Here is a 21781-nt window from a genome sequence, read left to right as displayed (position 1 = left end):
TCGGCCATCGAGTTCGCCATTTTCAAGTCGTGAGTAAGAATTTGGCACGTATAAGGATTTTGCATGGTTTGTACAAAACTACTTGTTCGCCCCGAAGGTCAGTCGGAGGTCGACACGCTCGGCGACTCGCGCTCCCGAAGGTTGACGAGTGCGCTGTAGACGACCGCCGCGGCGACGACCACCGCGGAGCCGAAGATGAGCACCAGGCTGATCTGGTCGAGGAGGTGGATGCCCAGCGCGTCTCCGACTCGGTTGCTCGCGACGGCGACGCTGCCCGCGAGGAGCATCGCGGCGAAGTAGCCTTTGATGTCGTCCTCGTCGGTCAGGTTCGTTGCCGCTGCACCGATGCGTGCTCCGAGCGCGCTTCCCGCCAAGAGCGGAGCGACGACGGCGAGTTCGACGGCCCCGTTCTGGGCGTAGGAGAACGCGCCGAAACCACCGGAGACGGTGATCTGGAGCACGTCAGTCCCGACTGCCACGACGGTGGGAACGCCGAGGACGTACACCATCGCGGGCATCAGGAGGAAGCCGCCACCGACGCCGAGGAAGCCGGACAGGATGCCGACGAACAGCGCGATGCCCAGCGTGAGCCAGACCGAAATCTCCACGCCACCGCTGATGGAAACCATCGGAGGAATCTGGAGCACCTCGAAGCGCTCCGGGAGCGACGATGCGCCGTCGTCGTCACTGCCACGCGAGTCGCGGAACGTGAAGAGGCCGACCGTGGCCAACAGGAGGACGTAGGCGGTCCCCACAACGATGTCAGCCATGCCGGTCGCTTCGAGCCACAACACGACGTATTCCCCGACCTTGATACCACTCGTCATGCCGACGATGAACATCAGCGCGAGTTTGTAATCGACCTGTCCGAGGTTACGGTGTCGGAGCGCGGCGATGACCGATGTGCCGAACACGAACGCCAGTCCGCTTCCGACCGCGACCTTCGCCGGGTATCCGAACACCAGCAACGCGGGCGTGACGAGGAACGACCCGCCCATCCCGAAGAATCCGAACAGGATTCCGATGACCAGTCCGAACCCGATGAACAGGGCAATGAGGAGTGGCTCCACGATTACTCACCCGTAAGCGCGTCGATAACGTTCGAACTCACCATCTGCACGACGACACCGTATCCGGCATAGAGGACGACTGCCTCCCCGAGAACGGCACCGACCGTCGTGGCTGCTCCGAGTCCACTCAATTCGATTCCGAACATGCTCATCGACCTCGCTTTCGTACTGACCGCGGTTTTGTGCGAATCATACTTTTCTACTCACTACAGCCTATCCGCTCACAGGTCTTAATAGTTTTGTGAATATTGTGCAATACAATCTGCCTCGGTCGAAACCGGATATCGGCATGTATCAGGCCCCTATTGCGGTAACGTGTCGTTTTTGAGCAACATTTTATCCTCTTCCTCCATCTTGGAAAATATCGATGCGGCTCGAAAATATCGGCGAAACCATCCCTAGTGATTTGCAATAGAAATACAATATTGTTAAATGGGTCAGTACCGTGTCCGCGGTTCCACGACGGCGTAGTCGAACCGACGACTGCGGTGCTGTCGCTGACATCGGTTCGTTACCCGACCAAAAATCGCACTGTGTGCCGAGGTCGGGTCAGTTCGTCGACGGCCGACCGGAAACCGACTGTCCCCTGAGTACCCGCACGGAGCTGTAGATGATGGCCCCGCTGACGAGAATCGCCGCTCCGAAAATGAGGACCATGCTCACCGTTTTGAGCGCGGCGATGCCGGTCATGGCGCTCAGTTTCTTGCTTGCGACGGCGACGCTGCCCGCGAGGAGCATCGCGGCGAAGTAGCCCTTGATGTCGTCCCCGTCTATCAGTTCGGTCGCGGCCGCGCCGATGCGCGCCCCGAGCGCGCTCCCGAGGAGCAACGACGCGACAACGGGGACGTTGACGGCACCTTCCTGTGCATAGACGAACGCGCCGAAGCTGCCGGGAATCGTTATCTGAAGCACGCTAGTTCCGATGGCAACCTCGGCCGGAACGCCGAAGCCGTAGAGCATCGTCGGCATGAGGAGGAAGCCGCCGCCGACGCCGAGGAAGCCGGACAGGATACCGATACCGAGTCCGATGCCGAGCGTCACCCAGAGCGAGACGGTCGTTCCGCCCGTGAACGTCAGCATCGGCGGGATGCGGACCCGTTCGAGAGCGTTCGAGAGGTCCAACGTGTCGCCGTCGTCCGACTCGCTCTGCATCGAATCTCGGAGCGTCTGCAGGCCGACGACGACGAGGAGGCCGACGTACGCGACGCTGATGACGATATCGGACAAGCCCGCTCGTTCCAACAGGAGAACCGCCCGTTTGCCGATCTCGATACCGACCGTCATCCCGGTGATTATCAGCGCCGCGAGTTTGTAATCGACCTGTCCGAGGTCGCGGTGCCGAAGCGCACCGATGACGGCAGTGCCGAAGACGAATGCTAATCCGCTTCCGACCGCGACCTTTGCCGGATATCCCAACACCAGCAACGCGGGCGTGACGAGGAACGACCCGCCCATCCCGAAGAATCCGAACAGGATTCCGATGATGAGACCGAAGCCGACGAAGAGGAGAACGAGGAGGAGGCTCATACCGAGAACCTCCATCGTCATTCACCTCGGATGGCGTTCACGACGACCGAGGCGAGGGCACCGGTGGCGACGCCGTACCCGGCGTACAGCACCAACGCCTCGCTGAACACGAGTCCGACGATAGCCGCCGCATGGAGGTTCCCGCTGAGCGATTCTATTCCGAACATGGATATCGATCCGTCGTGCATCGACTGGGTAGTTGTGTACGTTTCATACTATGTCGCTTGGCCGTGGATTAGCCACAATTGCTTTTAATAGTTTTGGGTCTAGCGGGCAATACTATTCCCATATGTTATCCGGCGCTAATCCGTCACATCGTCCCCTACGGCAGATTTCGCCCTCGAACTCGGATCACACCTTCGGAGAATTGATTCAGCGACTCTTCGCTGTCGAACGCGTTACTCGACGGTGCCGACGCTGCCGGGGAAGTTTCGACGATGGTTTTTCACATCAAAAACACGACCGCGCTCCGTCACGAAACGAGTACCGCAGCCGAACGTGAAATCAGTCCGCTTCCGACGACACGGGTCGGTCGCTCACGCTGTGTTTCCGCCAGAGCCCCTGCGCGTACGCACCGGCGAACATGCCGCCGATAGCGAACAGGATGGGGTAGTTACCGATTCCGAGGCTCGCGTATGCCGCACCGGGACAGATTCCGGAGAGGCCCCAACCGACGCCGAAGATACCGCCGCCGATGAGGACGTTCCGGTCGAACGATTTCAGCCTTCGGGTGTACGCCTTTCCGGTCAAGGGTGCTCGACCGGACGAGCGGCTTGCAACCGCGAAGGTCACCCCGGTGACGACCGCCGCACCGCCCATGACGAACAGGAGGCCGAAATCCTCGAACTGCAGGAAGTTGAGCACGACCTCGGGTCGGGCCATGTGACTGAAGCCCAGCCCGAAACCGAATATCAACCCGCCGACGACGATGAGGACGTTGAAGAGGGGTCCTCGGCTCTTCGATTCTCCGCTCATGGCGACACCCCCAAGGCCTGCACTAGTTGTGCGACGCCGATGGCGACTGCCATGAACGTCACGACGTTGCTGATGGACGTGAACGACGCGGAGCCGACGCCACAGACCCCGTGGCCGGACGTACATCCCTTTCCGATACGGGTGCCGACGCCGACGAGGAAACCGCCGCCGAGGAGCCGCCACCACTGGACGTCCGTCGTCCAGAACTGGCCGTTGAACGCGAGTTGGTAGATGGCCGCTCCGCCGACGATGCCCAGCGTGAACAACACACGCCAGTCACGGGACGCGACGTATTTCGGTTTCTGAAACCGGGGCACGTCGGAGACGTAGGACAGTGTAGACTCCAAAAACGTGCTCGCCCCGGCGATGATTCCGGTTCCGAGGTAGATGACGGCGACGCCGAGCCCGATGAACATTCCACCGATGGCGTACCGTCCGATTCCGTTCGGGAACAGGTTCGTAAATGCAAATGCTGGTACTAAATCCATTGTTTTCCTCCTGCCACGTCAGTCGCTCGTGAGTGAATCCTGACTCGCGGCACAGTTGTTCGGCCCGAGTTCGAGCTCGAACGCTTCTTCGTCGTCTGCGTGTCGTTGCCCCAAGTTCGTTGCGATGATATCCTCGTAGTTTGCCGGACGTGGCGGCATGTCCGAGAGGATGAACTCGACGAACTCGTCTTTCTCCATCGAGAGCACATCCATCGACTCGTGCAGGTCGCCGACGGTTGCGGTGTACGTGCCGTCATCGGCGGTCGTCGCCGCATCGCTGAAGTGTGCGGGTGCGACGACGGTGTCGTCCGGGAGCGACAACACCCGTTCCTGCAGCGTCTCGTAGAGCATCGCGGCGGCGTCGGGTGCGCCGTCGTCACCTTCTTCGAGGTCGGGACGGGCCACGCTCTCGGTGAACAGGCCGTCTCCCGTGAACAGGACGCCGCCCACGCGGTACGAGGTCATTCCCGTCGTGTGGCCGGGCGTGTGGATGACTTCGATTTCCGTTTCGCCCAGCGGGAGGGTTTCGCCGTCCTCGACCGCTCGATAGGACTCGTCGTAGTCGATGCCGCGCGCCTCCGCAGATGCGGGGACGACGGCTTCGGTGTCGTCGTCCGCGACGGTTCGGACGCCGCTCACGTGGTCCGCGTGGACGTGCGTGTCGATGGCGTAGCGGAGGTCGGCATCGTATTCGTTCGCGTTCGCGGCGTACTCCTCGTCGAACGCTCGGAGGGGGTCGATGACCGCCGCTTCGTCGCCCGAAACGACGAGATAAGAGAGACAGCCACTCGACGGTCGCTGATACTGGATAACCGCGGTGTCCTCGTCATCGCCTTCGATCTCTTTTCGTTCGAGGACGCGTGCCCATCCCTTCATCCCGTCTTCGAGGTGGTTCACTTCGTAGTCCCGCTCGGCGAACATACCGGCGATGTACTCGCTCGACCCGCCCTTCGCACAGAGGACGGTCACGTCCTCGTCCTCGGGAACTGGTTCGAACAGTTCGTCGTCCGGGTCGTCCAGGTATTCGAAGTAGGGAACGTTGATGGTCTCGACGTTCTCCCCGTCGATATGCCACTTCTCGTACTCGCCCGTCGCTCGGACGTCGAGAATGGTAACCGACTCCCCCGCGTCGATTTTCTCGTATAGCTCGTCGGGGGTCACCGATTCCACTTCGGCGTCCGGCGATGGAAACGCTGCGTCGCTCATGCTGTATCAACTGGTATCGGCTACAGCTACAAAAGCGTTCGTATAGTATTCCACAAATCATACAATACAGTGTTGGATTGAAATCGGAAAAGCCTCACACGAGCGCACTATAGACACTATAATTAATTCGCTCGTGGATGCTATCCACAATAACCAACACACTTTTAATGGTGTATCCGATATTGTTCGATACGTCCAATACAGGAGATTCACACGATGAGTACGGAATTCGATATCACTGAGACCCTAGATGTACAAGGATTGAACTGCCCGATGCCGGTCGTGAAGACGAAACAGGCCACGGACTCGCTCGCCGAGGGCGAGGTGCTCGAAGTCGTCGCAACCGACCCGGGAAGCATGAGCGACCTCAAGGGATGGGCCGACACGACCGACGGCGTCGAAATGCTCGACCAAGAGGAAGACGAGGAGGGCGGCGAAGCGGTCTACCGGCACTTCGTTCGGAAGACGGAATAATCATGAGTACAGACACGACTAACTCCGGTGACGCCGTGGACGCGGCGAACTCCGACGCCGACCTCGCCGCCCGTATCGAGGAGTTGGAGGCGGAGTTGGCCGACCTGAAAGCGGACGACGACGACGGACAGAAGAAGATGACCATCATCGCCACGAAAGGCACGTTGGACATGGCGTACCCGCCGCTCATCCTCGCCAGCACCGCGGCCGCCTTCGGATGGGACGTCGTCGTCTTCCACACGTTCTGGGGACTCGACATCCTGCACGAGAAGAAGTCGAAGAACCTCAAACTCAGCGCGGTCGGCAACCCGAGCATGCCGATGCCGAACGCGATGGCCGCACTCCCCGGTATGGACTCCATGGCGACGAAGATGATGGAGCGCAAAATCGAAGAGAACGGGACGGCCACCATCGAGGAACTCATCGACGTCTCGATAGATACCGGCGTCGAACTGCAGGCCTGCCAGATGACCATCGACCTGATGGACTACGACGAGAACGACTTCTACGACGGCGTCGTCACCGGCGTCGGGGCCGCAACCGCCCTCGAACACATGGCCGAGTCCGACGTGCAACTGTTGGTCTGAGCGGCAGTAATTTTCCCCCGGACACGCCGATTTTCAGAACACGGGTTCGGTAACGACCGAATACTCATACGCCTCGCTCCCGAACGCTAGTCAGCGCCCGCAGCGGGCACATGGGGAGGGGACAATGAGTAGTGATACACATCCACCTCGACGGAGACAGGGGGCGACGGAGCGGGAGATGGTCGAACCGACCAGTCGTGAACAGGGAAAGGAGGAACTGCCGGGGCGGTTCGATTCGAAACTCCGAGAGGCGCTCGGCACCTCGCCGTTCATTCTCACGAAGTTCGACGCGTTCATGAACTGGGTTCGTGGGTCGTCGATGTTCATGCTGCAGTTCGGCATCGCCTGCTGTAGCATCGAGATGATGCACACCTACGCGGTCAAACACGACTTGGACCGTTTCGGGGCGGGGGTGCCCCGCGCGTCGCCGCGACAGGCCGACGTCATCATCGTGCCGGGAACCATCGTCTCGAAGTTCGCGCCGCGGATGAAGCGCGTCTACGACCAGATGCCCGAACCCAAGTTCGTCGTCAGCATGGGGTCGTGTACCTGTTCCGGCGGGCCGTTCCAGCAGGGCTACAACGTCATCAAAGGTGCCGAGGAGGTCATCCCGGTAGACATCCACGTTCCGGGGTGTCCGCCGCGCCCCGAGGCGCTCATCTACGGTATCGCCAAACTGCAGGAGCGAATCGCCCACGGCGAGGCGAGTCCGGTCGTCGTCAAACCGTACGAACTGGAGCGGTTCGGCGACTTGGAACGCGACGAGTTGGTGCAGTCGCTCACGGACGAAATCGACGAGGACACGCTCGTCATGCGCTACAACTGGGTTGATTCGCCGTGAGTTCGCAACGAGAAGAACGCCTTCCGGCGGTGCAGGAATTGGAGGCGGACGAACTGGCCGAACTCCTCGGCGACCTCGCCATCGGCCGCGACGACCACTTGAACGCGCCGGGATTCGTCGTTCGGCCCGACGAAGTGCAGGCCGCCTTGACGACGCTCCGGGACGAGGCCGGGTTCGACCACCTCTCGTGTCTGTCGGCCCAGCAGTACGAGGACCGCTTCGAGAGCATCTATCACTTGAAAAAGTACGCCGACCCAACCCAAGAGGTGAGTATCGTCGTCCCCACGCCGACCGACGCGCCCGTGAGCCAGACCGCGGAACCCGTCTACAGAACCGCGGAGTGGCACGAGCGTGAGGCCTACGACCTCGTGGGTATCGAGTACGAGGGGCACCCCGACTTGCGCCGGATTCTCCTTCCGCAGGCGTGGAAGGGCCACCCGCTTTCCCTCGACTACGACCAGGACCGTCCGCAAATCGTCACGCTGGAGGCCCACAGAAACCCGATAAAACACGACGAGTACGCGGACAACGCCGACACGATGTTTCTCAACATCGGGCCGCACCACCCGGCGACCCACGGCGTCCTCCACATCGAAACCGTCCTCGACGGCGAGCAGGTGCTGGACGTTCGCCCCGACATCGGCTACCTCCACCGCTGCGAGGAGCAGATGGCGCAATCGGGAAAATACCGGCACGAAATCATGCCGTACCCCGACCGCTGGGATTACACCGCGAACATGACCAACGAGTGGGCGTACGCGCGGGCGGCCGAGGACCTCGCGGACATCGACGTGCCGGAGTACGCTCAAATCCTCCGGACGCTCGGCGTCGAACTCTCGCGCATGACCGGCCACTTCCTCGCGCTCGGGACCTTCGCGCTCGACGTGTACGGCGACTTCACCGCCATCTTCCAGTACGCGTTCCGGGACCGCGAAATCGTCCAGAACATCCTGGAGGACCTGACCGGCCAGCGCATGATGTACAACTACTTCCGCCTCGGCGGGGTCATCTGGGACGTTCCGGAGCCGCGGCGGGAGTTCTTCGACAAGACGCTCGATTTCATCGACGGCCTCCCGGCGACGATGGAGGAGTATCACGACCTCCTCACGAGCAACGAGATATTCCAACTCCGTTGCGTCGATACCGGCATCCTCGAACCCGACGTGGCGAAACAGTACGGCGTCACCGGACCGGTCGCCCGCGGGTCGGGCATCGACTACGACCTGCGCCGCGACGACCCCTACGGTTACTACGACCAACTCGACTGGGACGTCGTAACCGAGGACGGCTGTGACAACTACGCTCGTGTCCTCGTCCGACTCCGGGAGGTCGAGCAGTCGGCCAGAATCGTCGAGCAGTGCGTCGAACTGCTCGACGACTGGCCCGAGGAGGAGCGCACCCTGCAGTCGAACGTCCCCCGGACGCTCAAACCGCCGATGGACGCGGAGACGTACCGCGCGGTGGAAGGCGCGAAGGGCGAACTCGGCGTCTACATCCGCTCGGACAACACCGACAGCCCCGCGCGGTTCAAGATTCGAAGCCCGTGTTTCCACAACCTCTCGGCCCTGCCGGAGATGTCGGAAGGCGAGTTGGTGCCGGACCTAATTGCGTCACTCGGGAGTCTCGATATCGTGTTGGGAGAGGTGGGGGGACTCGCTGACGCACCTCGGCTGGACGAAGGACATCCTTTCGGGCGCGATGCCCACCTACGACCTGCTCTACCCCGGGACGCACACAATAGCCATCGTCGTTCACGAAGCGACGGGGGTTCCGCTCGCGCGAGCCATGCTCGTGATGGTCTCCGCGTTCGTCCTCGTCTACCTGCTGTTCGTTCCCTTGGGCGTGAGCGTCGTGGTGGACGACGACCGGTCGGTCACCTACGCGGCGCTCGCCGGGTTCCTGTTGCTCCCGATAAACGCCATCAGCGTCTTCGTCATGCCCCACCCGACCTCGCAAGCGATACTGTTCCTCCCGCTGGTCATCTACCTCGTGGCGAAGTACGTCACCGCGACGAACCCGCGGGGAGTCCCGCTGTTCGGAACCGCGGCCGGAGCGCTCCTCGCGCTGTCCTCGCTCGCCATCGTCTTCGTCCATCCACAGCAGGCCGCCAACGTCATCCTGCTGTTCGGCGGGGTCGTCTTCGTGCAGTTCCTGTACCGACTGTTCCACGACGAACACGCCATCGCTCGACATCGCCCGCTGTACGCACAGACGTTCTTCCTCACGGCGATGTTCCTCGCGTGGTCCCCGTTCCATCAGCGCTCGGGCGGGGCGGTGAAGGCGCTCATCAGCAGCCTCCTCTCGGACCCGACCGCGGGTGCCGACTCCGCCCACGCGGCCGCGAGCCTCTCGCAACTCGGCGGCAGCATCAAACTGCTGTTCCTGAAGCTCTTTCTCGTTAGCTTCGTCTTCCTCGTCATCGCCGGGTTCTTCATGCTCGGCGGGTTGCTCAACCGCGTCCGCGGGACCGACGCCAGCGCGTTCAGCAAGTACATTGCCGTCGGTACCTTCCCGCTGGGCATCCTCTTCGTGGCCTTCTTGGCCGCCAGTTACGGCCAGTTCCACTTCCGCGTCCTTGGGTTCATCATGGTTCCAATCACCATGCTCGGCGGCGTCGCGTTCGCCCGCGGCGTGGGCGCGCTCGGGACCAAACTTCCGGTGCGCCCCGACGGGGCGCTCGGCGCGGTCGCGGCGGTGCTGTTCGCGGTCATGCTCGTCCTCTCGTTGCTGACCATCTTCCACTCGCCGTACATGTACCAGCCGTCCGGGCAGGTATCGGACGGCGAGATGACGGGCTTTTCGGCGGCGATATCCCACCGCGGAGACGCGACGTTCACGGGGCTTCGAGCGCCGGGTGAACGGTACTCCGACGCGATCCTCGGGTTCGAGCGGAGCCGGGACGCCGAGTTCCGTGGAGAGGGGATATACGGCAACTACAACGCCACCGAGGAGAACTTCACCGCCGCTCGACTGAAGCGGGTCTTCGACGGCCCGCGCTATCTGCCGGTGACACAGGCAGCACGGGAGCGCGAATTGGCCGTCTATCACGGGCTTCGGTTCCCAAAGAAGGGGTTCCGAACGTTGGAGAGTCGCCCCGGCGTGAACCGGGTGCAGTCAGGCGGCGGGTTCGACCTCTACTACATCCGATGACGAACCGACGACACCAGACGCACCGACGAGACCACGGAGGCAGCCGATAATGGACGCAAAATCATTCGCACGCGGTTTCAAGGCAACGCTGGGCGCTCGAACGATTCACATCGCCTCGAACGGATTGCTGGTGCTGGTCCTCACCCGATTCCTGCTCACTCCCACCGAGTACGGTATCCTCGGCAGCGCGCTCGCGGTGTTCGGGGTCGCGGGGCTGTTCGCCGACCTCGGCACCTCGAAGTCGGCGGCCCGGTACGTCACCGAATACCGCGAGAACGACCCGGGACAGGTGCCCTACGTCCTTCGTGCCGCCCTTCGATACCGACTCGCCGCCGTCGTCATCGTGGCCGCGGCGTTCACCCTCTTTTCCGGGACCATCGCCCACCTCGTCAACCAACCCGACCTCGCGCCGCTGATGACCTTCGGCGGGGCGTACATCGCGTTCTATTCCCTCTCGACGTTCGCCGTCGTCGTGTTCCAAGGGTTCAACAAGGTGACGTGGAGCGCCGTGACGCGGGCGACCGGAAGCGCGAGCCTCATCGTCTTCGTCGTCGTCGGCGTCCTCGTCTTCGGCGGCGCTGGCGGGGCGCTCCTCGGCTACGTCGTGAGCTACGGACTGGCGACGGTCGTCGGACTTGGGGTCCTCTACTGGAAGTTTTACGCGACAATCGACAGCGCTGACGCGCCCGAGGACGGACTCTCGCGGCGCGTCCTCCGGTACAGCGTTCCGCTCACGGCGACCCAGGGCGCGAACGTCCTCGACAAGCGCATCGACACCATCCTCGTCGGAGCCATCGTCGGACCGGTCGCGGTCAGCTACTACTACCTCGCCAAGAACATCGCCACGTTCATTCAGGCACCCGCGGCCTCCCTCGGGTTCACCATCTCGCCGACTTACGGCGAGCAGAAGGCGGAGGACGCACGGAGCGCCGCCGCGCGGCTCTACGAGACGACGTTCCGGCACACGCTCCTCCTCTACGTCCCCGCCGCCGCCGGACTGGTGCTCGTCGCCGGACCCGCGGTGACGCTGGTGTTCGGCGATAAGTACGCCGGGGCAGTCCCCGTCGTGCAGGTATTCTCGGGCTACGTCGTCCTCGAAGCGGTGACCCTGATCACCAGCGACGCGCTGGACTACCTCGGGAGGGCGCGGGAGCGGGCGTGGGCCAAGGGTGCGACCTCGGCGGCGAACTTCGCGCTCAACCTGGTCCTCATCCCCTCGCTCGGCGCGGTCGGCGCGGCGTGGGCCACCGTCGCCACCCACTCGGTGTACGTGCTGGTCAACCTCTACGTCGTGCACCACGAACTCGACCTGTCGGTTTCGCGCCTGCTCCGCCACGTCGCGTTCGTCTTCGGTATCACGCTCGCCATGTCCGCCGTCGTCTTCGCCGCCCTCCCGTTCGTCTCCGGCCCGCTCTCGCTCGTCGCCGTCGTGCTGCTCGGCGGGGCGGTCTGGGCCGGACTCGCAACCGTGAGCGGCCTGCTCGACCTCCGCCGCGTCGTCGCCGTGTTGTCGTGAGCGACCGTCACAGCCGACTCTTTTCGTCCCGTTCGGTCGGTCGCCCGTACTAGTTTCGACGAAGGCTCGACCGCTCGACGAAGGGGCAACTGGCCAGCTTTGCTCCCGCCGAGGCTCCCACCGAAGCCGATGGCGTCCCGGGCGAGGACGAAGGTACGATGGTGGACCGGGCGGCGGGCGAGTTTACAGACTCGCCCGCCGCTTACGTCCCCGCGAACGAAGTGAGCGGGAGTCGGGAGTGTGGGTGTCGGCACCGACAGCACTGGCTGAGGAACGGGAACCGGAGAACCGGAGGCTGAAACCGGACGGCGGTGAGCGACGGTGACGCTCCGCGTCACCGGAGCGGTCGCCTTCAGCGGTCGTCGCCGCGTCGAGCTAGTCGCCACCGTGCTCCCGTTTCGTTCGACCGAGCGGTTTCGCTCCCGGGACGCCGCGCAAAACAGGAAATAGTACCATTTAGTACTTTTTAGTTGTAATCAGTGTCTCACGTTGGCATTCAGTAGAATACGAGACGGGAACAGTATTTCACAGTGTACCCATCACGTCGAGGTAGGTGTTGGGGCTGTGATTCGTCTGGTTTGCGTCCTCGCGTTCGCTTTTTCTCCTTGCGTCTGCTCGTCGCAAAAACGGAAGGGGCGGGATTCGAACCGAAGCCAACGGTTCCTGCTCGTCTCACTGACGTTCGACGTGCGCGGGCGTGCCGCTGGCAGGATTCGAATCCGTATTCGTTTTTTCTCGTCACGTCCGTTCCTCGCAAAAGCGGAAGGGGCGGGATTCGAACCACGCGAAGCCTATCAAGCTCCCACCGACGAGTCGGTGGTGCTCTACCACTGAGCCACCCTTCCACACTCCTTACGAGGAGCGAGAGTAACTTTGTTATGGCGTCCCTGAACCGCTGGAAAGACGTCGATCAGACCGTCGGTCCTTCGACCAGTTCGGTGAGGCCGTCTGACAACGAGACGGTCGGTTCGTAGCCGAGCGCGGTTCTCGCCTTCGTTATGTCCGCCCTGCTGTGGTCGATGTCGCCCGGTCTGGGGTCGGTGTGAACGATATCCGAGGAGGAGTCGGTGACCGAACGAACCGTCTCGGCGAGCTCTCGAATCGTAACGCTCTCTCCGGTACCGACGTTGAACGCTTCGCCGGTCCGGTCGGTCGTGGCGGCGCGGCAGTTCGCCTGCACCACGTCGTCCACGTGGACGAAATCGCGGGTTTGGGTGCCGTCGCCTTGGATGGTGATGTCCTCGCCCCGGCGCGCTTGGTCGAGGAACGTTCGGACGACCGCGCTGTACTCCGGGTTCTGGCGCGGGCCGTAGACGTTGAAGTAGCGGAGCGTGACCGTCTCAATCCCGTAGAGATCCGAAAATCGGCGGGCATACTGGTCGGCGGTCAACTTGTCGATGCCGTACGGCGAGGTTGGGCGCTTGTGCTCGGATTCGACGACCGGAACGGCGTCGGGGTGGCCGTACACCGCGGCGCTGGAGGCGAGGACGACGCGTGCATCCTCGCGCAGGGCGCGGTCGAGGACGACCAGGGAACCGTTTCCGGTGACGGCGTGGCTTCGAAGCGGGTGTTCGACCGACCGGGAGACGCTGACCATCGCGGCCTCGTGAAAGACGATATCGACGTCGGCCATCGCTTCGCCGACGGCTTCCGGGTCGCGGACGTCGCCCTCGATGAGCGTGGCATCCGCCGGGACGTTGTCGCGCTTTCCGGTGGAGAAATCGTCGAGGATTCGAACGTCGTTGTCGCGTGCGAGGGACTCGGCGAGGTGACTGCCGACGAAGCCCGCACCGCCCGTAATGAGAATCGTTCGGTCGCGTGGTGCCGTTCGAGGTGTCGAAGCGGAACCCTCGGTCATTCCATATACCCCAGTCCGCGGAGTCTGTCCTCCACGTCGTCGAAGTCCGCTTCGACGGCATCTGAGGACTCGGAATCGCCGTAATCACGCTGTGAAACGGCGCGGTGACCGGGTTTCGACCGCGAGTGGAATATCTCCTTCAGGACGCGACCGTCGGCGTCCGACGGAACCGCTTCGTCGAGGGAGTGAAGAAGCGTCGGCGCCACGTCCGCGACGGTCGCGTCGGTAGGCGTCGATTCGGCCTCGACGCTCGCTCCCCACGCGAAGAAGATTCCCTCGGGACGGTGGCTGGCAACTTTGCTGCCACTGTCGGAGAACACCGAGCGCGTCAGCGACACCGCCGTCTCGTACTCCTCGTTGCCTTTCACCACGAGGTCTGGCGAGTAGGGGTCGGTCGGGAACAGTTCGTCGCCGTCGTAGACGTTCAACGCCTCCTCGTCCGTTTCGGGGTCGGTCAACCCCTCGAACAACGAACGGAGGTCCTCCTTGAGCGCGGGAACGTCCGATGGCGAGACGACGCCGGGGTCGAACCGCATGGTGTCGTTGACGTAGACGTTACCCGACCCGTGAGCGAACGCGACCGTCTCGCTGAAATCGACGTCGTAGAGGTTGTGGTCGCCGGGAACGTGGCCGGCGACCGAATCGACCAGTTGCCGCGGTAGGTGTTCGATGAGCGTCTTCTCGTTGATGCCGAGGCGAGAGATCAACCCCTCGATGCGGTCCTTCGTCAACCCGACTTTGGCGAGTGTCCCCCGCGTTCCGTCGCCGCTCTTCCGCGTCAGCAGGTTCTCGCGTTCGAGGAGCGTGTTGAGGAAGACGAACCGCGAAATCGGTCCGAAGCCGTGGTCGGAGACGACGAACAACACCGCATCGCGGGATTCGAGGTACTCCATCACCTCGCCGAGGATGGCGTCGAGTTCGCGGTAGTGTTCGAGGAGCACGTCGTCCTCCCAAATGAGGTGCTGGAGGCGGTCCGGCGCGGTGTAGACGAAAAAGAACAGCCGCCAGTCTTCCTCCATCAGCCGTCGCATCAGGGTCCGCCGCGTGTCGAGCAGTTTCGACAGTTCCTCGCGGAACTCGTCGGGGCGGTCGCGGTACTCGTCCCACGACAGTCCGATTCGATAGTCGGAGATGGTGTCTTTGATTTCGTCCGCGAGTTCAGGCGGGTGGGTAAATCCGTCGTCCATCTCCGGCGTCATCATCCCCGTGACGAGCGACCCGTCGATGTCGCTCGCTGGGTAGGTCATCGGAACGTTGCCGACGACGGCGGGCGAGATGATGTCCCAGAGCTCCGGCCGACGAACGTCCGCGCTGGTGTTCATTCGATGGGTGTACCCCTTCTCCAGATGCTGAAAGCCGTACAGCCCGTGCTTGTCGGGCCATACACCCGTGGCGATCGTCGGCCACGCGAGCGGCGTCGCGTCCGGTGTCGTGCTCGTGAGCGGTCCGGCGGCCCCCTCTTCGAGCAACCGTGCGAAGTTCGGTAGCTTTCCTTCCCCTGTCCATCGCCGAATCAAATCCCATGGGACGCCGTCCAGTCCGAGGACGAACGCCCGCTCCGGGCTCGCAGTTTCCATCGACATAGGTTATCGTTGCCGGGGCAGATGCCTGCCCGTGGCTCTCTCGGATTCACCACCGGGATTCGCTTTGTTATGGGCCGATTTCAGGAGTTCCGGCTCGGTCTACTCGAAATTTTCTTCGCCGATTCGTCGGGATGGGTGTGTGTGACTGGCCGCCGGATGCGAACAACGAACGACGTTCGAAACCACCGCATTGGGGGCGGCGAACGAAGCGGGCCGCGACTGAACCTGCTCCCGAAAAACGGGTCGGTGTCGGTAGCGTCAGCCACATCCGCGCCGTCCCGGCCGACGCGCCGCTGGGAAGCCGTGAAAACGAATCCGCGAAAAGCGAAACCGCCGACGGTCCCTCGAAAACGAACCCACCGAACGGTTACCGCGGACCGATGGGCGTCCGTGTCGTCGCGGGGTCGACGCCGCGAATCTCACCGGCAACGTCCCCCATCGTCCGGACTTGCAGTCTGGCCTCGTCGCGCCGGGCGGCGAGGTGTTCGAGGATAGTTCGCAACCGCTCGAAATCCCGCTCCTCCGTGAAGTTGTTCGGGTGCATCCAGAGGTGGAAAATCCCGTCCTCGGCGTCGGCGGCGCGGTCGATGCCCCGTTTGGCCGACCGGACGAGCGGGTCGTCCCAGAGCCGTTCCGTGACGGTCCGAACCCGTCCCTCGTAGCCGAACAGGAACATCGACGCGGGGATGTTCACCAGTCCGTACTCGTCCACCTCGGGGTCGACCAGCGGCGGGTTCGTCTTGCTCACGGTCAGGTCGATGAGCTTACCCAGCGAATCGAAGCGCGACCCGTCGTACCAGAGTTCCGGTCGTTCGCCGCGGTAGCAGGTGAAGCCGTAGGCGGCGAGCACGTCCCGGTGGCCGATGTTGTTCCGCGGAAAGACGAACGATTCGAGGGTGTGGCCGGCGTCGTCCGCCACCTCCAACCCCGTCCGTGCTTCCGCGACGGCCACCTCGCGGTCGGTTTCCTCGTCACCGAACTCGACGTGGGAGAACGTATGGCAGCCGATTTCGTGGTTCGCGTCGGCATCGACGATGGAATCGACGAGTCCGTCGCCGAACCAGAGCGGGTGTTGTGCCGCAACGCCGCCGGGGTCGCCGTCGAACCAGTCGCCGGTCGACGTCGGATGGCCCGCGTGTGTGCCGTCACACGAGTCGAGAAAGAGATGTCCAACGACGGCCCACGTGGCCGGGACGTTGAACTCGTCGAACAGTGCGAGGAGCCGCGACCACGATGTGCGAGCGCTCTCGACGTGTTCGGGTACCTCTTCGAAGTCGTGATACCCCCATGCGAGTTCGGCGTCGAGAGAGAGGACGACGGCGTTCATATGTGTCGAAAATGCGGTCGGACTGCGATTAAACCGCGCCGACCGTTCAGTTTCGTTCTGGTGGGTAAGCGAGGATTACCCGACCGCCTCATTCGACAGTCACGCTCTTCGCTAGATTGCGTGGTTTGTCGATGGGTCTGTCGAGCAGGGCAGCAGCGTGGTACGAGAGCAGTTGCAATTGCACGTTGGCGAGGACCCCCGCCACGTCGGGATGCGTATCCGGAATCGTTAACACGTCATCCACGTGCTGGGAAACCGTCTCGTTTGCATCGCTCGTGACCGCGATAACCGGTGCGCCACGGGCCTCTACTTCCTTGACGTTGCTGAGCGTCTTTTCGTCGTTCTGGCCGTCGAACACCGCAAATACCGGGGTCGTCGGCGTCACCAACGCCAACGGTCCGTGTTTCAACTCGCCCGCCGCGAAGCCCTCCGCGTGTTCGTACGATATCTCCTTGAATTTGAGCGCCCCTTCCAACGCGACCGGGAAAGCCGTCCCACGGCCGATGAAGAAGTAGGCATCGCTGTCGTGATACCGTTTCGCGATACGATGAGCCTTCGTGAAGTCGAGGATTTGTTGGACGTGGTCGGGAAGGTCGGCGAATGCGGACAACACCGCTTCGATGTCCTCGCTCCGATGGCCAACGACGTCCCGGACGATTCGTTCGCCGAGGAGGGACACCGACGCGACCTGTGAGGAGAACGTCTTCGTGGCGGCGACGCCGATCTCCGGACCGGCGCGGATGAACAGTGCATCGTCGCACTCGCGGGCGGCGGTCGAACCGATGACGTTCGTCAGTGCGAGCGTCCGTGCGCCGCTCGCGTTCGCACGTCGCAACGCCGAAAGGGTATCAGCGGTTTCGCCGCTCTGCGTGACGCCGATAACGAGCGTTTCGTCGTCGACCGGTGGCGTCGAGACGGCGTACTCGCTGGCGAGGAACGTCTGCGACGGGACGCCGCGACTCTCGATGAAGTGGCTTCCGGCGAGCCCGGCGTGGTAGGACGTCCCGCAGGCGACGAACTGGACGCGCCGAATTCCGTCGAACGTCCCCTCCGGGAAGTCCTCAAGGGAGATGTCGCCAGTGACGTGCTCGATACGTCCTCGAAGCGTCTGACGAAGCGCCGTCGGTTGCTCGTGAATCTCCTTGAGCATGTAGTGCTCGTAGCCACCCTTCCCGGCGTCTTGGGGGTCCCAATCGACGGTCTGGACGGCTCGTTCGACCGGCGTGCCGTCGAGTTTCGTTATCTCGTGGCCGCCCGGTTCGATAACGACGACATCCCCGTCGTCGAGGAATATCACGTCGTCGGTGAAATCCAGAAACGCGGGGACGTCACTTGCGAGGAAGTACGTGCCGTCCTGGACGCCGAGGACGAGCGGCGACCCCGAGCGAGTCGCGTACACCGCGTCGCTTCCCTCGACCAACATCGCGACGGCGTAGCTTCCCGAGAGCCGACGGATAGTCCGTCGGAACGCCTGTTCCGGCGTCGCCCCTTGGTCGAGGTGCTCCTCGACGAGGTGGGGAATCACTTCGGTGTCGGTGTCGCTCTCGAACGTATGGCCGCGGTCCGAAAGCTCCGCCCGGAGCGATTCGTAGTTCTCGATGATGCCGTTGTGAACGACGGCGACCTGCCCGGTACAACCGGTGTGCGGGTGTGCGTTTTCGTCGGTCGGCGGACCGTGCGTACTCCACCGGGTGTGACCGATACCGAGTCCGCCCGCTGGCACCTCGTCTATCAGCATGTCCTTCAGGTGGGAAATCTGTCCTTCGCGTTTGAAGACCGCGGGACCGCCGCCGTTTTTCACGGCCAGCCCGGCCGAATCGTAGCCCCGATATTCGAGGTTTTCGAGACCGACGAGCAGTTCGTCCACAGCGTCTTTCGTTTCGCCAACTCGGGCGATGATACCACACATTAGCCGAATACCTCCGAGAAGTTGTTGTCACTCATTGCCGACGAAGCGATAGCTGGTGTTTGTTCCGATGGACGGTGCGACTTCGATAGACTGTTGGTCTAGCGTTCGGGAATCTCATAGGTAACTCGCCTCTGCTGTGTTCAGCTCCCCCCGGTGTCCGGCATCGGGGGTTGAACGGTAATTACGAATACCCGTTTTGCCTCTTTGTTATACGCATACTGACCACGACGAAGGACGGTCTTAGGACCCGCCAAGATGGTCGTACCCGCGATTCTCGCCGCCGGGTCGAACACCGGTCGTACCAGCGATAGACTGCGGGAAACGTTCGGTGCTCACGATTATGTTTTCACTACTTTCGAGTCGCAGACCCGGGAAGCAATTCGCCGAGTGGACGGACCTACCGATATCGGGTACCGCCCATCTACGAAAAGTCGCGCTCGGTGCGGAAACCGGCGGCAGATGGGCACGGTAGAATGGGATGAGACGAGACCCTCGAGTTCGTTGCGACCTGTACCTCTCAGACGTTGATTGCGGAGGGCTTTACCCAGATGATGAACTCGCCGTCCTGTCGAATGACGCCGTGAACCGACTGGCTCTCGACCGACTCGTCCACCTCTACATCGTCCAGACTGATGACCTGATTCACCTCGTCGATAACCCACCCGATGCTCCGTTCGTCCTCCGTCTCGAAGACGATAACGCGGTTCCCGGTCCCCGAACCGGACAAGCCGAGCACCGTCTTCGGATTGACGATAGTCGTCGTCGTGCCACGGAGGTCCATGACGCCCTCGACGTGCGGCTTCGAATCGGGAAGCTTAGTCAATTCGTGTCTATCGACAATTTCGTCAATGTGTGCTATATCGATACAATACCGTTTATCTTCAAGTCGAAAGACTAACATCTGCAACGAAGACACAGTTTTTGACATGAATGGATCTCCCGTTGGAGTCCACTTTACTGTTCCGCCGACGGCTGTCGCGGTAGATTCGCTTTTTCGTCGAGTGTAGCTCTCTACAATTCAAATTTTTTCATAATAAGTTTCTAGAGTAACGGTGACGGTATCTTTTTATGGTCTGGTTATCAAAGTCGATAACCGAGGGGGTCTGTAGAACTGCTGAGATTTCACGGCAACAAATATAATGCCGAAATACTCGACGCAACACACGAGCCGAAATCCGCACAGGAGCTAAGCGACGAACTCGGTATCCCGATAGCGACGAGCTACCGACGAATCGAAGAGCTTACGGAAGCGAACCTACTCGAATTGACCGGACGGGAATTCTCGAACGAGGGACGTCGAACGAAGGTGTACCGGCGTGACATCGATGCCGTTGCGATTTCGTTTCACCGGGACGGTATCGACGTGTCCGTCGAGGATCGGACCGAAGTCGAAAACGCGCTGGTCGACGTGTGGCGTGACTTTAAGGAGCGCTAACATGCAGACGATAGAACTGCTCTACGGTGTTTTTAGTGTCACACTTGCTATCGCGGGACTATCGATGGTCGCGTTCGCGGTTCGCGCGACCGACCGAACCTTCTCGATGAGGTCGTCTCTGTGGGCCGAAATCCGGGTCGAAACCTCGCCGCCGGGTTTCGCCAGGACGTCGATGGCCCCCCGGTCGATGGCTTCGAACGTCGCTTCCGCGCCGTCTTCGGTGTGTGCGGACAGCATGAGAACCGGGGTCGGCGTCGTTTCCATTATCTCCTCGACCGCTTCGATACCGTTCATCGTCGGCATCTCCACGTCCATCGTCACGACGTCGGGTTCCTGTTCGGCGACGACTTCGACCGCCTCCTTCCCGTTCGTCGCCTGTGCAACCACGTCGATATCGCCCGATTCGAGAACGTCGGTGATAACGGTGCGCATGAAATGCGAGTCGTCGACGACGACCGCCCGCGTCATGCTGAGATAACGTCGTTGATGGCTTCCATCACGCTGGGCTTCTGAAACGGCTTCGTGATGTATCCGTCGGCACCAGCTTTGATCGCCTTCTTCATCTTCTCCTCCTGTCCGATACTCGTACACATGATGATGTTCGCGCTCGAATCGAACTGCTTGATTTCGGCCGTCGCGTCGATGCCGTCTCGAATCGGCATCACGATGTCCATCATCACGAAGTCCGGTTGCTTTTCCTTGTACAGTTCTATCGCTTCGACGCCGTTCTCGGCTTCGTCGGCGATTTCGAAATTCTCCTCCAGTATCTCGCGCAGTAGATTCCGCATAAATTCCGAGTCGTCGACAATTAGTACGTCATTCACCATTCAACTTTCACTATCGAGAGCTTTTGAAAGCGGGCAAAATAAATGCTCCCTTGTGATTATCACAGTTGATGATTTATCGATATTCTTAACTCAGGCTAGTAATCATTTTGTCAATATCGACCCAGATGATGAGGTCGAGACCGTTTTCGTCGTCGGGTCGCTTGATGATTCCCTGTGCGATTTGGTCGCGGATGCCGCGGGTGTCAAGGTTCTCCAGTTCGTCGCTGGTGTCGATGTGCTCCGGGGCGTGGGTCGTCACGTCGAGCACCTCGTCCACTCGAATCCCGATTTTCTGTTTGTCGTCGGGACGGTCCAGAACGAGAACGTCGTTCCCTCGCTCGTCGGAGGCGACGCTGAGGAACTCCTTGGGGTCGATGATGGCCGTCGTCTCTCCGCGAAGGTCCATGACGCCCTCGATGGAATCCTGTGTTCGGGGAATGCGCGTGACTTTTTTCACCTCGACGATGCTGTCTACCTGCTCGATATCGATCGCGCACACGTCTTCGCCGAGTCGAAACTCCACGACTTGGGTTTCCCCGGCCGACGGATTCTGTTTCTGAACGCTCATAGTCAGTTACCGAATACATCGAACGACAATACATAAAACCTACTCCCGACTATCACGGCGGATAATCGCTAGCCGCTTTCCGGGGAAAAGACGATGCCATTCGCGTCCTGCATCGCTCGAAACAGGTCGGCGATGCTATCGTCGGGTGATAAGTCGTACGTTCCGAGAACACCACGGAAACACCGCGACGGGTACCGGACGCGAACGTTCGACTCCATCATGAGAATGCCGAGCACGTCCTCGACGGGCATGCTCGGTTCGACTTGCTGGGCGTACCACATGAGAAGGTTGTCGAAGACGGTTCCAATGTCATCCGAAAACATCCGCTGATGGTTGATTTCGTCCTCGGCCTTCGCCGTGATGTGAAACCCGTATCTGGACGCCACGTCACCAACGTCGTCTTCGAGCCATTCGCGGACGTCTTGGGAATCGATGTTGGG

The 21781-nt window shown here is 61.7% G+C and carries 21 protein-coding genes, 1 tRNA gene and 3 pseudogenes; 8 read left to right on the top strand and 17 right to left on the bottom strand.

The annotated features are described in order from the left end of the window. Nucleotides 1-98: 98 nt before the first annotated feature. The 7 genes from BG842_RS18825 to BG842_RS18805 all read right to left on the bottom strand — a co-directional run bounded on the left by BG842_RS18825 (nt 99) and on the right by BG842_RS18805 (nt 5266). Nucleotides 99-1070 carry a sulfite exporter TauE/SafE family protein gene (locus BG842_RS18825; RefSeq protein ID WP_069451346.1) on the bottom strand — a complete coding sequence of 324 codons (972 nt, stop codon included), beginning with the start codon at nt 1068-1070 and terminating at the stop codon, nt 99-101. Between the two features lie 2 nt (nt 1071-1072). After that, a complete protein-coding gene (locus tag BG842_RS30130; RefSeq protein ID WP_171970536.1) occupies nt 1073-1216 on the bottom strand; it encodes a hypothetical protein in 144 nt (47 codons plus the stop codon). Between the two features lie 403 nt (nt 1217-1619). Continuing rightward, on the bottom strand, nt 1620-2618 hold the full coding sequence (locus BG842_RS18820) for a sulfite exporter TauE/SafE family protein (protein ID WP_083252633.1): 999 nt from the start codon (nt 2616-2618) through the stop codon (nt 1620-1622). Further along, nucleotides 2615-2764, bottom strand: a complete 150-nt coding sequence (locus BG842_RS30125; RefSeq protein ID WP_007980712.1) for a hypothetical protein — start codon at nt 2762-2764, stop codon at nt 2615-2617. Before BG842_RS30125 ends, BG842_RS18820 begins: the two co-directional genes overlap by 4 nt. 337 nt (nt 2765-3101) lie before the next feature. Beyond that, nucleotides 3102-3572: a DUF6691 family protein gene (locus tag BG842_RS18815; protein ID WP_007980711.1), complete on the bottom strand. Its 471-nt coding sequence runs from the start codon at nt 3570-3572 to the stop codon at nt 3102-3104. Beyond that, the gene (locus tag BG842_RS18810) at nt 3569-4060 is read right to left on the bottom strand and encodes a YeeE/YedE family protein (protein ID WP_026177962.1); all 492 of its coding nucleotides are present in this window, start codon (nt 4058-4060) and stop codon (nt 3569-3571) included. The genes BG842_RS18815 and BG842_RS18810 overlap by 4 nt, the downstream gene beginning before the upstream one ends. 18 nt (nt 4061-4078) lie before the next feature. Continuing rightward, on the bottom strand, nt 4079-5266 hold the full coding sequence (locus BG842_RS18805; RefSeq protein WP_069451968.1) for an MBL fold metallo-hydrolase: 1188 nt from the start codon (nt 5264-5266) through the stop codon (nt 4079-4081). A 216-nt stretch (nt 5267-5482) separates the two neighbouring features. On the opposite strand from BG842_RS18805, the gene BG842_RS18800 reads away from it, so the two are divergent. From BG842_RS18800 to BG842_RS32585, 7 genes and pseudogenes are all read left to right on the top strand, one after another. Further along, entirely contained in the window at nt 5483-5740 is a 258-nt protein-coding gene (locus BG842_RS18800) for a sulfurtransferase TusA family protein (RefSeq protein ID WP_007980708.1), read from the top strand. Nucleotides 5741-5742: 2 nt separating this feature from the next. Then, the gene (locus BG842_RS18795; protein ID WP_069451967.1) at nt 5743-6327 is read left to right on the top strand and encodes a DsrE/DsrF/DrsH-like family protein; all 585 of its coding nucleotides are present in this window, start codon (nt 5743-5745) and stop codon (nt 6325-6327) included. A gap of 178 nt (nt 6328-6505) precedes the next feature. Next, on the top strand, nt 6506-7168 hold the full coding sequence (locus tag BG842_RS18790; RefSeq protein ID WP_007980706.1) for an NADH-quinone oxidoreductase subunit B: 663 nt from the start codon (nt 6506-6508) through the stop codon (nt 7166-7168). Further along, nucleotides 7165-8814, top strand: a pseudogene (locus BG842_RS27970) (NADH-quinone oxidoreductase subunit D); the annotation flags it as partial. The gene BG842_RS18790 and the pseudogene BG842_RS27970, both read left to right, overlap by 4 nt. A gap of 628 nt (nt 8815-9442) precedes the next feature. After that, entirely contained in the window at nt 9443-10318 is an 876-nt protein-coding gene (locus BG842_RS31960) for a hypothetical protein (protein ID WP_254663303.1), read from the top strand. Nucleotides 10319-10367: 49 nt separating this feature from the next. Further along, the gene (locus tag BG842_RS18775; RefSeq protein ID WP_069451965.1) at nt 10368-11834 is read left to right on the top strand and encodes an oligosaccharide flippase family protein; all 1467 of its coding nucleotides are present in this window, start codon (nt 10368-10370) and stop codon (nt 11832-11834) included. Nucleotides 11835-12155: 321 nt separating this feature from the next. Beyond that, entirely contained in the window at nt 12156-12284 is a 129-nt protein-coding gene (locus tag BG842_RS32585) for a hypothetical protein (RefSeq protein WP_256388556.1), read from the top strand. A 310-nt stretch (nt 12285-12594) separates the two neighbouring features. Here BG842_RS32585 and BG842_RS18770 read toward each other — a convergent pair. The 6 genes from BG842_RS18770 to BG842_RS18745 all read right to left on the bottom strand — a co-directional run bounded on the left by BG842_RS18770 (nt 12595) and on the right by BG842_RS18745 (nt 19412). After that, nucleotides 12595-12679 (bottom strand) — tRNA-OTHER (locus BG842_RS18770). Between the two features lie 65 nt (nt 12680-12744). After that, nucleotides 12745-13692: an NAD-dependent epimerase/dehydratase family protein gene (locus BG842_RS18765; protein ID WP_069451964.1), complete on the bottom strand. Its 948-nt coding sequence runs from the start codon at nt 13690-13692 to the stop codon at nt 12745-12747. Then, nucleotides 13689-15275 (bottom strand): alkaline phosphatase family protein, encoded by a 1587-nt coding sequence (locus BG842_RS18760; RefSeq protein ID WP_069451963.1) that lies wholly within the window; start codon nt 15273-15275, stop codon nt 13689-13691. Before BG842_RS18760 ends, BG842_RS18765 begins: the two co-directional genes overlap by 4 nt. A 367-nt stretch (nt 15276-15642) precedes the next feature. Then, nucleotides 15643-16602, bottom strand: coding sequence for a polysaccharide deacetylase family protein (locus BG842_RS18755; protein WP_069451962.1), 960 nt, complete (start codon nt 16600-16602; stop codon nt 15643-15645). Between the two features lie 88 nt (nt 16603-16690). Next, nucleotides 16691-18511, bottom strand: a complete 1821-nt coding sequence (gene glmS / locus BG842_RS18750; RefSeq protein WP_069451961.1) for a glutamine--fructose-6-phosphate transaminase (isomerizing) — start codon at nt 18509-18511, stop codon at nt 16691-16693. 517 nt (nt 18512-19028) lie between these two features. Further along, nucleotides 19029-19412, bottom strand: a complete 384-nt coding sequence (locus BG842_RS18745) for a chemotaxis protein CheW (protein ID WP_083252632.1) — start codon at nt 19410-19412, stop codon at nt 19029-19031. Nucleotides 19413-19622: 210 nt separating this feature from the next. Here BG842_RS18745 and BG842_RS18740 point away from each other — a divergent pair, with 210 nt between their 5' ends. After that, the gene (locus BG842_RS18740; RefSeq protein WP_069451959.1) at nt 19623-19946 is read left to right on the top strand and encodes a helix-turn-helix domain-containing protein; all 324 of its coding nucleotides are present in this window, start codon (nt 19623-19625) and stop codon (nt 19944-19946) included. An 84-nt stretch (nt 19947-20030) separates the two neighbouring features. Here BG842_RS18740 and BG842_RS18735 read toward each other — a convergent pair. From BG842_RS18735 to BG842_RS18720, 4 genes and pseudogenes are all read right to left on the bottom strand, one after another. Beyond that, nucleotides 20031-20414 (bottom strand): annotated as a pseudogene (locus BG842_RS18735) (response regulator); the annotation flags it as partial. Next, a complete protein-coding gene (gene cheY / locus BG842_RS18730) occupies nt 20411-20773 on the bottom strand; it encodes a chemotaxis protein CheY (protein WP_007977457.1) in 363 nt (120 codons plus the stop codon). The pseudogene BG842_RS18735 and the gene cheY, both read right to left, overlap by 4 nt. Before the next feature lie 85 nt (nt 20774-20858). Further along, nucleotides 20859-21341, bottom strand: a complete 483-nt coding sequence (locus BG842_RS18725) for a chemotaxis protein CheW (RefSeq protein ID WP_007977455.1) — start codon at nt 21339-21341, stop codon at nt 20859-20861. 68 nt (nt 21342-21409) lie between these two features. After that, nucleotides 21410-21781, bottom strand: a pseudogene (locus BG842_RS18720) (hypothetical protein); the annotation flags it as partial.

Source organism: Haladaptatus sp. W1, from assembly GCF_001723155.1.
Lineage (GTDB): Archaea > Halobacteriota > Halobacteria > Halobacteriales > Haladaptataceae > Haladaptatus > Haladaptatus paucihalophilus.
This window is presented reverse-complemented; position numbering and strand designations above follow the sequence as displayed.

Excerpts from the sequence above, each read along its gene's own strand:
- BG842_RS18820 (WP_083252633.1), bottom strand. The coding sequence starts at position 2,618 with ATGACGATGGAGGTTCTCGGTATGAGCCTCCTCCTCGTTCTCCTCTTC.
- glmS (WP_069451961.1), bottom strand. The coding sequence starts at position 18,511 with ATGTGTGGTATCATCGCCCGAGTTGGCGAAACGAAAGACGCTGTGGAC.
- BG842_RS18810 (WP_026177962.1), bottom strand. The coding sequence starts at position 4,060 with ATGGATTTAGTACCAGCATTTGCATTTACGAACCTGTTCCCGAACGGA.
- BG842_RS18790 (WP_007980706.1), top strand. The coding sequence starts at position 6,506 with ATGGTCGAACCGACCAGTCGTGAACAGGGAAAGGAGGAACTGCCGGGG.
- BG842_RS18755 (WP_069451962.1), bottom strand. The coding sequence starts at position 16,602 with ATGAACGCCGTCGTCCTCTCTCTCGACGCCGAACTCGCATGGGGGTAT.
- cheY (WP_007977457.1), bottom strand. The coding sequence starts at position 20,773 with ATGGTGAATGACGTACTAATTGTCGACGACTCGGAATTTATGCGGAAT.
- BG842_RS18815 (WP_007980711.1), bottom strand. The coding sequence starts at position 3,572 with ATGAGCGGAGAATCGAAGAGCCGAGGACCCCTCTTCAACGTCCTCATC.
- BG842_RS18760 (WP_069451963.1), bottom strand. The coding sequence starts at position 15,275 with ATGTCGATGGAAACTGCGAGCCCGGAGCGGGCGTTCGTCCTCGGACTG.
- BG842_RS18800 (WP_007980708.1), top strand. The coding sequence starts at position 5,483 with ATGAGTACGGAATTCGATATCACTGAGACCCTAGATGTACAAGGATTG.
- BG842_RS18725 (WP_007977455.1), bottom strand. The coding sequence starts at position 21,341 with ATGAGCGTTCAGAAACAGAATCCGTCGGCCGGGGAAACCCAAGTCGTG.
- BG842_RS30130 (WP_171970536.1), bottom strand. The coding sequence starts at position 1,216 with ATGTTCGGAATCGAATTGAGTGGACTCGGAGCAGCCACGACGGTCGGT.
- BG842_RS18745 (WP_083252632.1), bottom strand. The coding sequence starts at position 19,412 with ATGTTAGTCTTTCGACTTGAAGATAAACGGTATTGTATCGATATAGCA.
- BG842_RS18795 (WP_069451967.1), top strand. The coding sequence starts at position 5,743 with ATGAGTACAGACACGACTAACTCCGGTGACGCCGTGGACGCGGCGAAC.
- BG842_RS18765 (WP_069451964.1), bottom strand. The coding sequence starts at position 13,692 with ATGACCGAGGGTTCCGCTTCGACACCTCGAACGGCACCACGCGACCGA.
- BG842_RS18805 (WP_069451968.1), bottom strand. The coding sequence starts at position 5,266 with ATGAGCGACGCAGCGTTTCCATCGCCGGACGCCGAAGTGGAATCGGTG.
- BG842_RS30125 (WP_007980712.1), bottom strand. The coding sequence starts at position 2,764 with ATGTTCGGAATAGAATCGCTCAGCGGGAACCTCCATGCGGCGGCTATC.
- BG842_RS18775 (WP_069451965.1), top strand. The coding sequence starts at position 10,368 with ATGGACGCAAAATCATTCGCACGCGGTTTCAAGGCAACGCTGGGCGCT.